We start from the raw sequence: 14,910 nt of genomic DNA on the forward strand, positions 1-14,910 counted from the left end.
TTCTGTTATAATTGTTTTCATAAGGAAAGATCCCTCCGATTTTTGTTTGTTATGGTAAACAACATTATATCAGAGGTCTTTCCTTTTTTCATATTTACTTGTCACAAATGTATTGTCTCATATCAAATAGTTTTTTAAAATAATTTTATTTCTAGAGAAGTCAAACATATGTGACACAGACCTCTGAAAAATTTTCCTCTAAATAATGCTGTAATTTTTTTAAATTATTTATTATAAGGAGGTTATATCATGAATAGAGATGGTCTTGAATGGAAGGTTGAAGATGAATGGCTGCAAGAAGTACTTGAAGAAGCAGGGAAACAGTATGGTAAGAACAACCATTTAAAAGAAAAAATTAGAGAAGATGCCATTAGAACACAGAAGGAACTATGGGAGGAAGTAGGTTCGGTTTCCATAGCAAACGGAATGGATCAAATCGCAGACTTTATGCAATTTATTAATTTTATGAGGACACAAAAGATAAGCCACGAATCAACTAGAAAAATTCAAGAAAAATATGAGAAGGTACTCTCATCACCATATTTTGGGAGAATCGATTTTATTGAAGATGTGGAGAACAGGGCGGAGAAATATTATATAGGAATTTCAAATCTTATTGATGACAATATTGATTTTCTTATATATGATTGGAGAGCTCCGATTTCTAGTATATTTTATGACTGTGAAATAGGGGAAGCTAGTTATAAATGTCCAGAAGGTGTAATAGAAGGTGAGCTTACGCTGAAAAGACAGTATAAAATAAACAATGGAAAAATTGAATATATGTTTGATAGCAATATAAAAATAGATGATGAGATTCTTCAAGATATTTTAAGTAAAAGTACAGATAATAAAATGAAAACCATAGTGACAACGATACAAAGAGAGCAGAACAAAGTAATTCGTAATGAAAAATATAAAACTTTAATTGTTCAAGGTCCTGCCGGAAGTGGAAAAACTTCTATTGCCCTTCATAGAATTGCTTATGTCTTATATAGATATAGGGAAAAAATAACACCTGAAAATATAGTTATATTTTCACCTAATGAAATTTTTAATGACTATATATCTAATGTATTGCCAGAACTTGGAGAAGAAAATATGTATCAAACCACATTTAAAGAATATATGGATGCTGCATTAGGTAATGAGTTCAAAAAGGAAAATTATTGTGAAATGATGGAGTATATTTTAGGTACAAAAAATGAATTAAACTATGAAAGTAGAATTTATAATATAGTATATAAATCTAGTGTAGAATTTGTAAACATATTAAAAGATTATGTGAAATATGTTGAGAAAACAGATAGAAAATTTTCAGATATAATCTTTAAAGATAAGCTAATAGTATCATCTAAAGATTTACAAGAGCTGTTTTTTAAAGAATATATGCCATTACCTTTAAAACGAAGGTTAAGAAAGATTAAGGAAAGGATACTTTTCTTATTAGAGCCTCATAAAAAAGATAGAATAAAGGAAATTGCTGTTGAATTAGAATATACAGGCTCATATGTAAATAAAAATGAAATATTAAGGGATAGTATAACTATTGTAAATGATGAAATGAAGGAAATATATAATGAAATAGATAAAATAACAGAATTTAGGTTAATAGAAATCTATAAAGAGTTCTTTGAAAAATTAGATATATTTTGTACCAATTCGAATATCTTAGATTGTAAAGAGAAGATTGATAAAATTAGAAAGTATACATTAACAGGTTTAGAAAATAAAAGTCTCAACTATGAAGATCAAATAATCCTTCTATATTTTAAAATTATGTTTGGAGATATTTCAAAAACATCTGAAATTAAATATGTAATTATTGATGAAGCTCAAGACTACACCCCTCTCCAATATGAAATTTTTTATCAACTTTTTGAATCTGCAAATATGACCATATTAGGTGATTTAAATCAGTCTATTAATCCTTTTATGAACATAGGAGACTATAAAAATATCTCTCATATATTCCCCAAGGATAATACTTCTATAATAAATTTAACTAAAAGTTATAGGTCTACAAAGGAAATAACAGAATTCTCTAGAAAAATTCTTAATAGTGAATTTATTAATGAAGGTATACAGCGAAAGGGAGATAAACCTTTGTTACTAGGATTTACAAATGAAGAAGAAATAAAGCAAAAAATTCTTGAGGATATAAAAATATATAAGGATAAGGGATATAAATCCATTGGAATAATAACAAGAACAGTAGAAGAAACAAAAGAAGTATATAATTATCTAAAGGATAAGGCTCATATTAATGCTATTATGAAAGATGATGATGAATTTATTAATGATACTTTGATAATACCAATATATCTTGCTAAGGGATTAGAATTTGATGTTGTGCTTATTTATAATGTAGGAAATGAAAATTACTCATGTGAGGAGGAAAAGCTTCTTCTTTATACGGCTTGTACTAGAGCCCTTCATATTTTATGTATATATTATTCAGGAAATTCCACGCCATTACTGAAAGAAGTATTATAGTGTATTATTATGATTAATCTAATGAAATAAAGGATATTAATATGGTATTATAATTAATCATTGAAGGAGCATAATATGAAACTATTTAATCTATTATTTATAACAATGGGAGTTGTTTTTACAGGGTTAGGTATGATAGGGGTACTGCTGCCAGTATTACCTACTACACCTTTTCTAATACTTGCTTCTATATGTTTTATGAGGAGTTCGGATAAGTTTGATAGATGGTTGAGGGGCACACAAGTTTACAAAAATTATGCTGAGGACTTTGTGAATGATAGATCTATGACTTTAAAGAGAAAGGCAAAGTTAATGTTATTGTCAGATGCCATGTTATTATTCCCATTAATAAGGCTGAACAATTTATACCTTAGATTGTTTATTATTACAATCATAGCAGTTAAATATTGGTACTTTATATTTGTAATAGAAACTAAAAAGGAATAGGATATTTGTAATAAAATGTTTTAAAATAACAGTGGATTTGCTACAAAAAATCCACTGTTATTTTATTTATATCTTTTTAATTGGAATATAAATATCCATAGAGATTTTTTCATATTCCCAAGGGTGACAACGTTCATCATAGAATTCAAAGTCTAGCTTAGAGTCATCAATTTCATAGCCAGAGTTTGGAAACCATTCTTCTAGAATATATTTCCAAGTACCCTTAATTGAATTTATAAAGCTACCATCATCTGAATTTACAGAAGGAGTTGTAAATACGGCATAGGTTGCAGCAGGTACTTCAAGTGTATACATGTCGGCAGTTGCTTGGTCAAAGCTGGTAACTTTTATACCTAATACATAAGAAAACTCATCGGTTTCCATATTGGTATTTACACAAATGCCATATTCACCATGTATAGGAGGATTTTGTGTCTTATATAAATGTGCTTCCTTGCCTTCTATATTACATTGATCCCAAAAAGCAGGAATATCCCTAGAGTGAGCATTATTTCTCAATGTAGTTTTAAACTCATATCCTACTATTTTAAAAGAATCTTTATTTACTATTTTAGGTTGCATTATAATACCTCCAATTTTATTTATTTTAATTTTCTTTAAGTCTACTTTTTGCGGAAAACCTACTGGTGCGTGTAGTCTATAAAAACTTGGTGTATATCCAAAACATTTTTTAAAAGCCTTGGTAAATCCAGCATGAGTTTCAAAGCCTAAATCTAAGGCAATATCAAATATTTTTTTATTATTACTAAGTTCAGAAAGGGCATATTGAAGTTTTCGCCTTGTTACATACTCCATAACGGGAACTCCAACGAAACTATGGAAAATTCGATAGTAGTGATAGGTAGAGAAGCCAGCAATTTCTGCTAATTTATCAACTGTAATTTTTTCATTAATATGATTATCGATATAATCTATGGTTTTTTGGATTAAATCTATATAGTCCAAAGAATTTCCTCCTTTAAACAATTAGTTTCTGTACGGTAACTATATATTAACATATTTACTGATGAAATCCTTTTCCTGTTTTGCTAATATAAAGAATTATTATTTTAAGTTTAAATTTATAAAACAAAACTATTTGTGGCATTGGATAGATTATTTGATTATGCTATAGTTAAATTATCAAGATTTTGATTATATAAATAATAATCTCTAATTAAAAGAGATATAAATAGTATTTTGAAAGGGGTATATTACAATGTTTAATAAATTAAGTTCAATTAAAACATTAAATAACCAATTAATTTTATTTCATTCTGATGACCATATTGCTTTTGTTACAGATAAAGTAGATACCTCTTATCATAGTCATAATTACATTCAGATAACTATTGGATTTGAAAAAGATTTTTGTATTACTATAGAAAAGGAATCTTTTTATATAAGAGGAGTTATTTTAGATTCTAATATTAGCCACAAATTACAAGGATATGATGAATGGTAACTATATCTATTGATTAATCCAGAATCTATATTGGGAGAAACAATAAAGAGAAAGTTCTTATGTGAAAAAGAATTATATTTAATAGATCATAAGGAAATAAAAGAAAGTATTAACTTAAATATTCAATCAACATATGAGAGATTTGGTTTAATTGAATATAATGAACTTATAAAGAATATTAGAGGAATTTTAGGATTGAAAAATTATCATTTGAACCATACAATAGACAATAGGATACAGAAGATTTTAGTATATATAGAGGCTTATTCCTTGGAAAAATTGACAGTTAAGGAATTAAGCAATATGATTTTTTTATCAGAAAGTAGATTATCCCATTTGTTCAAAGATGAAATAGGTATATCGTTGACCAGTTATATTCTTCATAAAAAGATTGAAAAAACTTTTTATCTAATACTTAAGGGAATGAATATTACTGATGCTGCAATAGAAGCTGGATTCAGCAGTTCTTCTCATTTTACCAATAGCGTTCGTGATAAACTGGGAATGACTCCAAGTATAATTATAAAAAATAGCAGATATATGCAAGTATAATTATAAGAGACACCTTATAATAAATTAAAAAAGGTGATTATATGGATATATATTTAAAAGAAACAAGATTATTAGATTTCAATAATCTATCTGTTCAGAAATTAATTGAAGAGAAAGGATGGAAGGAATTAGAAGAAAACCATAAGATAAGAGAAGTTTATAGTTTTGTACGAAATGAAATTAAGTTTGGGTATAATAAAGGTGATGATATAATTGCCTCAGAGGTTTTAAAAGATGGGTATGGACAGTGTAATACAAAAAGTATACTTTTAATGGCTTTATTAAGGACATTAGATATTCCTTGCAGGATTCACGGATTCTATATTGATAAAAAGATGCAGAAAGGAGCACTAACGGGAATCACCTATTTATTTGCTCCTAAGAAAATAGTTCATGCTTGGACTGAAGTATATTTTAATCATGAGTGGATAGCTTTAGAAGGTGTAATTATTGATGAAGATTATCTTAATCAAGTAAAAGATAAACTTTATAACTTAAATAATGGATATATAGGCTATGGAATTTCTGTAAAAGATAAAGAAAAAATAAATACTTGTTGGCAAGGAAAAAGCACATATATTCAAAGTTTTTCCATTACAGAGGATTTAGGAATTTTCAATAGCCCAGATGACTTCTTTCTCAAATTTAATAATACAAATAATGGATTTAAAAGATTTTTATTTGATGTTTTGAGAAAGAGAATTAATAAAAAACTAGAGATAATAAGAAGCAGTAGTTATGATGAAAAAATTAGTAAAAGTAGATAATATTTAAAGTTTCTTATATTAGGCTAGAAACATATAAGTTATTTAGAATATGATACCTTATTATTTAATGGTTACAATAGTGAGAATAATAGTATTAGAAAATCATTACGTTAATTGAAGTGATTTTCTGTATATTAAAGGTACTTTTATATTTCTTTTGTTTATTATATAATAAATAAAAGAGGTATAATCTATTTATGGAGGTTATGAAATGGAAATTTTCGATAAAGTTGAAGATATAAAAAGAGAAGTTATGAACACATTAGAAAATCAATCCTTAACATATGAACAACAAACCTATAGATTAGCAAAAATTGCAGAAAATATTATGGATTATCCAGTATCAAAGGATGATTTATTCTATGAAATGTATAATGAGGGAAAGATATGTGACTTAGATGAGGGACACGCTCCCTATGCTCCTAGATATATATTACCTGACTATGAAAAACTTTTAAGAGAAGGCTCAGAATTTTTAAGATTGACTCCAGCTAAAAATTTAAAACAGGCTATAAATAGTCTTTTAATATTCTATCATCATGTTCCAAGTATAACAAGATTTCCAGTATATATAGGGTCTTTGGATACGCTTTTAGAACCTTTTATAGATGAAGTAAATGATGATGTCATAGAAGAAATCAAACTATTTTTAATTCAATTAGATAGAACTATAAATGATTCCTTCTGTCATGCAAATATTGGTCCATATGAAACAAAAGTTGGAAATATTATTTTAGATATTATTGATGAGCTGCAAAATGTAACACCAAATATGACACTTCTATATGATTCAGAAATAACTCCAGATACTTTCGCTGAAAAGGCTATTAAAGCTTCGTTAAACACCGCCAATCCAGCCTTCGCAAATTTATCATATTATAAAAAAGATTTCAATGAGGTTCCCTTTGGAATTGCAAGTTGCTATAATGCTTTACCAACTACAGGTGGTGCATTTACATTATCAAGAATTAGACTAAATAAAATAGCAGATGATTCTAAAGGTATAGATGATTTTATAAATGGAGAGCTTCCTAAAGTTGTAGATACCTTAGTACACTTTATGGAGAGTAAAATTGATTTTTTAGTAAATAAAACATCTTTTTTCAAAAGTAGCTTTTTAATTAGAGAAGGATTTGTTAAGATTGAAAACTTTGTAGGATTATTTGGAGTTGTAGGACTTCATGAATGTATTGAAATCTTATCAGCTAAAGAAGGTAAAACTTTTGTACTAGGTACTGATAAAGAAGCAGAAGAATTAGGAATAAAGATTATGGATAAAGTGGAGGAATTGGTAAATAAGTTTACTTCAAAATATTCTCCTGTATGGAATAGCAAGTTTATGCTTCATGCCCAAGTAGGAGCAGCCAATGACAAAGGTACAACAGCAGGTACAAGAATTCAAATTGGTAAAGAACCTGATTTATATCAGCATATTAGAACGGCCGCAAGATTACAGCAATATTTTCCATCAGGAACGGGAGACCATTTTCCATTTGAAAGTACAGCAGAAAAGAATCCAAAGGCTATTTTAGATATATTTAAGGGAGCTTTTAAACTAAATATGAGATATATTTCTTGCTATAAGGAAGATGGAGACTTAATTCGAGTTACAGGTTATCTTGTGAAGAAATCTGACCTTGAAAAATTCAATAGAGGAGAACAAGTGTCATATGACACAGTTCAATATGCACAAGACCCACTAAATGATTATGGAATTTTAGAAAGAAAGGTACAAAATGTGTAAGACAGCTACTATTAATAAAATAATACCAATGTCTTTAGTTGATGGACCTGGAAATAGAACAGCTATATTCTTCCAAGGGTGTAATTTTAACTGCAGTTATTGTCATAATCCTGAAACCATAAAAAAATGTATTAACTGTGGAGAATGTGTTAGTCATTGTCCAGTTGGAGCATTAAAGATGATTGATGGAAAAGTACTTTGGGATGAAAATAAATGTATAGACTGTGATACTTGTATTAAGGTTTGTCCCCATGGTTCTACTCCAAAGACTTACGAATATACAGTAGATGACCTTATGGAGAAGATAGAGGAAAATATTCCATTTATAGAGGGAATAACCACAAGTGGTGGAGAATGTACATTAAATTTTGAATTTCTAGAGAAACTCTTTATTAAAGTAAAATCATTGGGGCTTACTAGTCTTGTAGATACAAATGGTTTTATTTCCCTTAAAAGTCCAATGATGGAGGGATTAGTCAAGGCTGCAGATGGGTTTATGCTTGATATAAAGTCTATGAACGAGGAGGAGCATATTAACTTAACTGGAAGACCAAATAAAACTGTAATTGAAAATGCAGTATACCTTGCTAGTATAGGAAAACTTCAAGAAATCAGAACAGTTCTTATTGAAGGAAATAAAAATAGGGAGACTGTAGAAAATATAACAAAACTTTTGCAACCTTACCCTAATATTACCTATAAACTAATAAGTTATAGGCCCTTTGGAGTAAGAGAAGAGTTTTTACAATTAAAATCCATAGAAAAAAAACAAAAAGAAGAATTAAAAGAAATAGCCATAATGAATGGAATAAAGGTTATAGATTGTTAAAACAATCTATAACCTTTAAAAATTTGTTCCTTTTTCTGATAATTTACATATACTAAGGGTAAGTATAAACTGGGAAAGGAGTGATTTTATGTGGAGTAGAGAGTATATTAAGAATTATGCTAAAGATTTTTTAAGGAAACATTATTGGAAAGCATTTTTAGTATGTCTTATTGTATCCATATTAAGTGGAGGTGGGAATGGAGGGGGTAGTAACTCAACAAGAACTTCCGAAAGATATTATCAAGAACAAACGATTCATGAATTTAGAGATGGAGTCATGTTTGAAACTAAGAATCCCATGTTAAACTTTATGCTGAGAAGATTAGGAAGAACTCCCTTGTTTTATTTAACTTGGGGAAGTATTGCAATGGCAGCTATTATATTGACAATACTAATGGTAATTATAGGGTATAATCTTGAAGTAGGACAAAAAAGATTTTTCTTAAAAGGATTTAGAGATGATTTTGATGTTAATGTAGGAAATTTATTTTCTACATTTAATTCTTATGAATATCTAGGAATTATAAAGACACAATTTTTAAGGGGATTATATAATTTCCTATGGTTTTTTGCCTTAATAATACCTGGTATAATAAAATCCTATGAATACAGTATGGTACCATATATTTTAGCAGAGGAACCTAATTTGCCATCTAATGAAGTAATTGGAAGAAGTATAGAGATTACAAATGGACATAAATGGGATATGTTTGTATTGGATTTATCTTTTTTAGGTTGGTATATTTTAGGTTTAATTTTCTTTGGAATAGGTGGAATTTTTGTAAATCCTTATAAGGAAGCTACCATGGCAAAATTATATAATATTTTATCTGGAAATGATAGTATAGATGGAGAAGTATTGGAATAAAGGAAGATAATAATGATAATTGCAATCTTTAGAGAATTATTTATAAATGCCTGTATTTTGGTAACAGTTGTTTTTGTAGGTAGTCAGTTTTTTATGAATACAGGACTAGGCTCCTCATCTACTATTAAAGTCAAAGTGCAGGCAGGGATTTTAGGAGGAATCTTAGGAATTATATTAATGTTTTTTTCAATAAAAATACCACCAAATGGAATAATGGATTTAAGACATATAGCAATTATAATTAGTGCAATCCATGGTAGTGGAATAGTTACATTTATTACTGGAATGATATTAGCATTATTTCGCTTGTTATATAAAGGAATAAGTGATGTTTCTATTATTGCTGCTTCTATTATAATAGTTGTAATGAGTCTATGTATTTTTATTAGATGGATAAATAAGAATAAGTTTATGAGATGGATTTATATGTTTATTTCATCGGGATTAATAGCAACAATAGGATTTTTTCTCACCATTGAAAATTCAAGTGATTTGATAAATATAATAGTAGCTTACTGGCTAGGCTCATTATTTGCTATAATCTCAGTATATTTTTTAACAGAATATCTAGTCCAAACATATTTCTTATTAAAACGACTTAAAGAGGAATCTACAATAGATTTTCTTACAGGACTAAGCAATACAAGAAACTTTGATGTATTATTTAATTCAGTAATCAAAAATAGTATAATTCAAGATGAAAAAATATCTATATTAATGTTAGATATAGATTTTTTTAAAAAAGTAAATGATACTTATGGACATAATGCAGGTGATATAGTATTAAAAGAATTAGGAGAGCTATTATCTAAATCCATAAGAACTATAGATATAGTGGCTAGAATTGGTGGAGAAGAATTTTGTATAATATTAAAAGACTGTTCTAAAGACAAGACTTTAGAAATTGCTGAGCGAATAAAAAATATGGTGGAGGAAAAAGATTTTCTTCTTCCAGAAGGAATAAATCTTAAAGTAACTATATCTATAGGTTGTGCAATTTATCCTGATACTACTTTAGATATTGAAAAAATAAAAGAATTGGCTGATATAAAACTATATGAGGCAAAACACACAGGTAGAAACAGAGTTTGTATGTAGTTTGATGTCTTTATACCAGGATTTGACATAGTTGAATATACTTCGCATTATTTTCGTAAAATTACCTAGTATTTTAATAGATATTAATATCCAAAATAACAAGAGAAATAAATTTAATTAAGAGGTGATTGTTATGGGAAGAATGCCTATAGATTCAAATGCTATAATAGCTTTAAATGAAATGAAAATGGAAATTGCAAAGGAATTAGGATTAGGAAATAATATTACTGAATTAGATCCTGTACAAAATATATTTACAGCAGGAACCGTAGGAGGATTAATGACTAGAAATTTAGTTGAAATTGGACAAAAAAATCTTATAAATAAAGAGAATAAATAATATCATTTGGCAAGATTTATTGGAATAAGAAACTTAATATAACACATAATAAAAAGGCAACCTTATTTAAGGTTAACTTTATCACACAAATATATTAAGTTAGGAGATAAAAGCAATGAATAATAAGCCAAAACCAGATGATAGAAGAGATAATGTAGATAAGATTCAGTTTAATATTGATAATACAATTCAAAACTATAGAGAAACTAAAGAAATGATTTCAAAAACAAGTGATGAAAAATCTAAAAAAGATCTTGAAGAAAAACAAGAGAGAAGATTAGAGTCTCTTAAAGGTATGAGAGAAGAAATAAAAGATGAAGCAATAGCTAAACAAAACGATTATAAATAATTAAACTAAAAAATAATAGAGTAATTGCTCTATTATTTTTCTTTAACTGGAAGAAAATAAACAATGTAATATAGGATAGAATGATTATTTTTGTAAGGTTACTAAAATTAAATTCGGAGTTCATATGCTAGTTCTAGTAATATTAAAGCCTGTAAACTTAGTTAATGATATAAAAACATATATGATATACTGTGTTCATACCCATAGGGGACACATAACATTATATGAAACCATAATACAAATAATGTTGACATAAAGTAAAAACTAATATATACTATCGAAGGTAGTTTATACTAAATATATAATAAAACTGAAGCAGATGGGCGGCTTTTAATACCCATTTGCTTTTTTGTGTCTAAAAATAGGAGGCGACATAAATGAAAAAGACATTAAAAGACAAACAGTTTTTCCTTGCTATTCTTACATTAGTTATACCTATAACTTTGCAGAACTTAATCAGTTCATCATTAAATATGGTTGATAACTTAATGATAGGAAGACTAGGGGAAAATTCAATTGCATCAGTTGGTTTAGTTAACCAATACTTTTTTATATTTACTTTATGTTTAGCAGGAATTAATGCTGGGGCAGGTATATTTATGTCTCAGTTTTGGGGGAGAAAAGATATTTCTAACATACGAAAGATGTTAAGATTAGATATAATCTTAGGTCTTGTAGCTTCAATTATATTTTTTATTCCAGCAGCATTATTTCCTAGTTCAATAATGAGAATATTTACTAAGGATATTGAAGTTGTAACCTTGGGAATAAAGTATCTTAGAATAATATCTATAACATTTGTACTTACTGGCATTACCCAATCTTATTCTACAGTACTAAGATGTATAGGTATAGCAAAACCACCTATGTACGGAAGTTTAATAGGAGTACTAACAAATGCATTCTTAAACTGGATATTGATATTTGGCCATTTTGGGTTCCCGACAATGGGAGTAGCAGGAGCAGCCATAGCTACGAGTATAGCTAGAGTGGTTGAAATGATAGTTATAGTTATTGCAGCTTATAAATCTAACTCTATTATTTCTAATAAAGACAAAGAGAATGTAGAATTTGACTTTAATTTTGTGAAAATGTATTTTAAAACATCCTATTCAGTAATACTTAATGAATTGGTATGGTCCGTAGGACTATCAGTATATTCAATTATATATGCTAAAATAGGTATTCGTGAAGTGGCTAGTATGCAAATAGCCAATACTATAAATAATATGTTTATGGTTCTATCTATGGGACTGGCCAATGCTGCTGCAATTATGATAGGAAACAAAATTGGAGCTGGGGAGGAAGAGGTAGCAATTGATTATTCAACAAAGCTAGGTATATTAGCACCTATTGTAGGATTAATAATGGGAATATCTCTATGGGTATCTGCACCAATGGTTGTAGGATTGTTTAATATTAATAAAGATACACTAAATATGACAATAACAGTACTAAGAATTATGGCAGTAGCTGCACCTTTAAAATTCTTTAATGTTCTTATGATTGTAGGTGTATTTAGGGGTGGTGGAGATACTACTTACTCAATGCTCGTCCAACTTGGAACGGTTTGGTGTTTTGCAATTCCAGCTGGATTTATTGCAGCAGTATATTTCAAAATGCCTTTAGAAAAAGTGTTCTTTGTAATAACTTTAGAAGAAGTACTTAGAGTATTCTTCGAAGCTAAAAGACTTAAATCTAAAAAATGGATAAGAAATGTAATTGAAGATGTAGAAAACATAAGCTTAGCAGCATAAAAGAATACTCCTTTTAGGAGTATTTTTTTATAGATTATCATTTAATTTTGATACTGCCTTTTCTAAATCAACCTCAGCATTAGATAGGGCTTGTTCTCTACTTACATTTGGGTCATCTAAATAACCACCATGGGTTTTTAGGATTTTCCTAGCTTCATTAGTTTTGCCATCTGAATTTACACTAACTACATAGTTGATACTTGCTACATCATCAAATGTTCCCATGCCACTTACCATGGGACTTGCTGCAGCTAAAGGTGAATTTCCCTGATTTAAACCATCTGATCCAGAACCTAGAACTAAATTAGAAAGACTTGCACCTGTGCTAGCTCCATGAAGGTTTGTTTTAACATTTTTATTTCCTATATAATGATCATTTATATCTACAAAGGCATCACTAAATCCTGCTTGTTCTAGTGATTTAATAGCATCATTGGCAGCACTTATTTCACCGAAATAGCCTTTTACTGTCATAAGAATTCCTCCAGTATACTTTATTTATTCACTATATACTTTCTCACAAATGTATAATATTAATACAGTTATAAATTTCTATAACAGCCAAAATGGACTAGATAATAATAGTATATTATATTGCTAATTGTACAAAATAAAACATGAGGTGATAAGTATGAAAAAAATTGGTATAGAAAAAGGACTAAGTAATGTGGCAGGTCATTTGATAAAATCAGGGTATACAGTTGAATCTCTAAGTGGATCAATAGATGAAAATATTAAAAAACTAAGTGGTTTAGATGCCATAGTAACAGCAGGATATAATACTGATATGATGGGAATTAGTGATACGGAAACTAAGGCACCAGTAATAAATGCAAAAGGTTTAACCCCAGAAGAAGTAAAGAATAGATTAGATGAAGAGTTTAAATAAATAAAAAAGCTAAGTTATTTCTTATAACTTAGCTTTTTTATTTATTTCCATATATTATAAATCTTTTTTAAAAGTTAAATTAAATATAGAATATAAAGTTATTAAATAAAGTTTTATTTAGATAAATATGGCTGAAATAACTAAAGAATATGATTAATAATACACTAATACCAGCAACTGATATTCTGGAGTATTTTTTCATTTTCTATTTCTTGCACTTCTTTACACTATCCATTAGCTGATACCAAATTTGTAGGTATAAATACTAGCTTGTCCAAATCATCAATATTTTGGCAATATTTAATAGTATTTAATTTATTTATATAATCTTTTGAATATGAAAAGTTTATAAGATCACTTTGATCTCCATATGTTCGAGGTACTGCATTTATATATTGTTTCTTAATAGAATCTCAATAGCTATTAAAAGATAGTCTATATTTATATTTTCCATCATATTGAATAAGGATTTTTAAATTTTTAACTGTATGCTGATCAATCTCCTAAAAAAGTCAATTTCCTGTTCAAATGAGAATTTTACTTCTAGAAAATATCTATCGGATTCAAATTTAATTCCTTTTAATTCAAGGAGTTTTCCACTATAGATAGACATAATTGTCCCTCTTTCTCTAGATTTAAGTATGGTAGTATAAAATAATCCATATTTTTGTGAAAAAATTCTCTTTTCTGGTAGAAATCAAAGTGGAAGAATATTGACTTTTGTATAAAGTTGGATTATACTTACACTATAGAACTAAGCGATACTGATTATCAATACCGAAGAAGGGAAGTGAATTTATGTCATTAATGATGGTTCCGTTAGGCGAAACAAAGATAGTTACGGAGTTTAGAGGGAAAGATGATATGAAGCGTCATCTTCAGGATTTAGGAGTTGTAAAGGGAGAAAAAATACAGGTTGTCGGTGAAACTTCAAGTGGACTTATTTTGCTTATCAAAGGTGTTAGAATTGCCCTTAATCGTGGATTAGCTTCGTTGATAATTGTTAATTAACAAACAAGAGTGAGGAGGAGATATAGTGACATTAAAAGATTTAAAACCAGGTCAGGAAGGTACGGTTATATCCATTGGAGACAAGGGACCTATGAGAAGAAGGATTATGGATATGGGGGTGACTCCAGGAACTGTTATAAAGGTTATAAAGGTGGCGCCTTTAGGAGATCCTATTGAAGTAAATATAAGAGGATACGAATTAAGCCTTAGAAAAGATGAAGCTGAGAATATAGAGATAAAGATGTAGACAATTTATAAAATAAATAGGTGTTTAACCTATTATTTTTTCCATTGTAGG

17 protein-coding genes are annotated in these 14,910 nt (G+C 28.4%); 15 read left to right on the forward strand and 2 right to left on the reverse strand.

The genetic code is table 11. The annotated features are described in order from the left end of the window. Positions 1 to 249 precede the first annotated feature (249 nt). Together helD and FYJ83_RS12220 are read left to right on the forward strand one after the other, a co-directional pair. On the forward strand, positions 250 to 2,496 hold the full coding sequence (gene helD / locus FYJ83_RS12215) for an RNA polymerase recycling motor HelD (RefSeq protein WP_154440862.1): 2,247 nt from the start codon (positions 250 to 252) through the stop codon (positions 2,494 to 2,496). A 75-nt stretch (positions 2,497 to 2,571) separates the two neighbouring features. Then, complete coding sequence (locus FYJ83_RS12220) at positions 2,572 to 2,943, forward strand: YbaN family protein (protein WP_154440863.1); 372 nt, start codon at positions 2,572 to 2,574, stop codon at positions 2,941 to 2,943. 66 nt (positions 2,944 to 3,009) lie between these two features. On the opposite strand, the gene FYJ83_RS12225 is transcribed toward FYJ83_RS12220, so the two are convergent. Beyond that, positions 3,010 to 3,909 carry an AraC family transcriptional regulator gene (locus FYJ83_RS12225; RefSeq protein WP_154440864.1) on the reverse strand — a complete coding sequence of 300 codons (900 nt, stop codon included), beginning with the start codon at positions 3,907 to 3,909 and terminating at the stop codon, positions 3,010 to 3,012. Positions 3,910 to 4,162: 253 nt separating this feature from the next. Here FYJ83_RS12225 and FYJ83_RS19990 point away from each other — a divergent pair, with 253 nt between their 5' ends. The 10 genes from FYJ83_RS19990 (at position 4,163) to FYJ83_RS12270 (ending at position 12,712) form a co-directional block, all read left to right on the forward strand. After that, the gene (locus FYJ83_RS19990; protein WP_216584556.1) at positions 4,163 to 4,408 is read left to right on the forward strand and encodes a hypothetical protein; all 246 of its coding nucleotides are present in this window, start codon (positions 4,163 to 4,165) and stop codon (positions 4,406 to 4,408) included. A gap of 9 nt (positions 4,409 to 4,417) precedes the next feature. Further along, positions 4,418 to 4,960: a helix-turn-helix domain-containing protein gene (locus FYJ83_RS12230; protein WP_216584557.1), complete on the forward strand. Its 543-nt coding sequence runs from the start codon at positions 4,418 to 4,420 to the stop codon at positions 4,958 to 4,960. A gap of 41 nt (positions 4,961 to 5,001) precedes the next feature. Then, entirely contained in the window at positions 5,002 to 5,727 is a 726-nt protein-coding gene (locus FYJ83_RS12235; RefSeq protein ID WP_154440865.1) for a transglutaminase-like domain-containing protein, read from the forward strand. A 211-nt stretch (positions 5,728 to 5,938) separates the two neighbouring features. After that, the gene (locus FYJ83_RS12240) at positions 5,939 to 7,471 is read left to right on the forward strand and encodes a YjjI family glycine radical enzyme (RefSeq protein WP_154440866.1); all 1,533 of its coding nucleotides are present in this window, start codon (positions 5,939 to 5,941) and stop codon (positions 7,469 to 7,471) included. Then, positions 7,464 to 8,300 carry a YjjW family glycine radical enzyme activase gene (locus FYJ83_RS12245; RefSeq protein WP_154440867.1) on the forward strand — a complete coding sequence of 279 codons (837 nt, stop codon included), beginning with the start codon at positions 7,464 to 7,466 and terminating at the stop codon, positions 8,298 to 8,300. Before FYJ83_RS12240 ends, FYJ83_RS12245 begins: the two co-directional genes overlap by 8 nt. An 88-nt stretch (positions 8,301 to 8,388) precedes the next feature. Next, on the forward strand, positions 8,389 to 9,168 hold the full coding sequence (locus FYJ83_RS12250; protein ID WP_154440868.1) for a DUF975 family protein: 780 nt from the start codon (positions 8,389 to 8,391) through the stop codon (positions 9,166 to 9,168). A gap of 12 nt (positions 9,169 to 9,180) precedes the next feature. Continuing rightward, a complete protein-coding gene (locus tag FYJ83_RS12255) occupies positions 9,181 to 10,266 on the forward strand; it encodes a GGDEF domain-containing protein (protein WP_154440869.1) in 1,086 nt (361 codons plus the stop codon). A gap of 133 nt (positions 10,267 to 10,399) precedes the next feature. After that, complete coding sequence (locus FYJ83_RS12260) at positions 10,400 to 10,606, forward strand: small, acid-soluble spore protein, alpha/beta type (protein ID WP_154440870.1); 207 nt, start codon at positions 10,400 to 10,402, stop codon at positions 10,604 to 10,606. A gap of 115 nt (positions 10,607 to 10,721) precedes the next feature. After that, complete coding sequence (gene tlp, locus FYJ83_RS12265) at positions 10,722 to 10,955, forward strand: small acid-soluble spore protein Tlp (protein ID WP_154440872.1); 234 nt, start codon at positions 10,722 to 10,724, stop codon at positions 10,953 to 10,955. Between the two features lie 377 nt (positions 10,956 to 11,332). After that, entirely contained in the window at positions 11,333 to 12,712 is a 1,380-nt protein-coding gene (locus tag FYJ83_RS12270) for an MATE family efflux transporter (RefSeq protein ID WP_154440874.1), read from the forward strand. 27 nt (positions 12,713 to 12,739) lie between these two features. On the opposite strand, the gene FYJ83_RS12275 is transcribed toward FYJ83_RS12270, so the two are convergent. Further along, a complete protein-coding gene (locus FYJ83_RS12275; protein WP_195837994.1) occupies positions 12,740 to 13,186 on the reverse strand; it encodes a hypothetical protein in 447 nt (148 codons plus the stop codon). 157 nt (positions 13,187 to 13,343) lie between these two features. Between FYJ83_RS12275 and FYJ83_RS12280 the strand changes: the two genes are divergently transcribed. The 3 genes from FYJ83_RS12280 to FYJ83_RS12295 all read left to right on the forward strand — a co-directional run bounded on the left by FYJ83_RS12280 (position 13,344) and on the right by FYJ83_RS12295 (position 14,859). After that, positions 13,344 to 13,601, forward strand: coding sequence for a YkuS family protein (locus FYJ83_RS12280; protein ID WP_154440876.1), 258 nt, complete (start codon positions 13,344 to 13,346; stop codon positions 13,599 to 13,601). A 798-nt stretch (positions 13,602 to 14,399) separates the two neighbouring features. Further along, entirely contained in the window at positions 14,400 to 14,612 is a 213-nt protein-coding gene (locus FYJ83_RS12290) for a FeoA family protein (RefSeq protein WP_154440880.1), read from the forward strand. 25 nt (positions 14,613 to 14,637) lie between these two features. Next, entirely contained in the window at positions 14,638 to 14,859 is a 222-nt protein-coding gene (locus tag FYJ83_RS12295; protein WP_412034783.1) for a FeoA family protein, read from the forward strand. The last annotated feature ends 51 nt before the right edge of the window (positions 14,860 to 14,910 follow it).

This window comes from Tissierella pigra, from assembly GCF_009695605.1.
Classification (GTDB): domain Bacteria; phylum Bacillota; class Clostridia; order Tissierellales; family Tissierellaceae; genus Tissierella; species Tissierella pigra.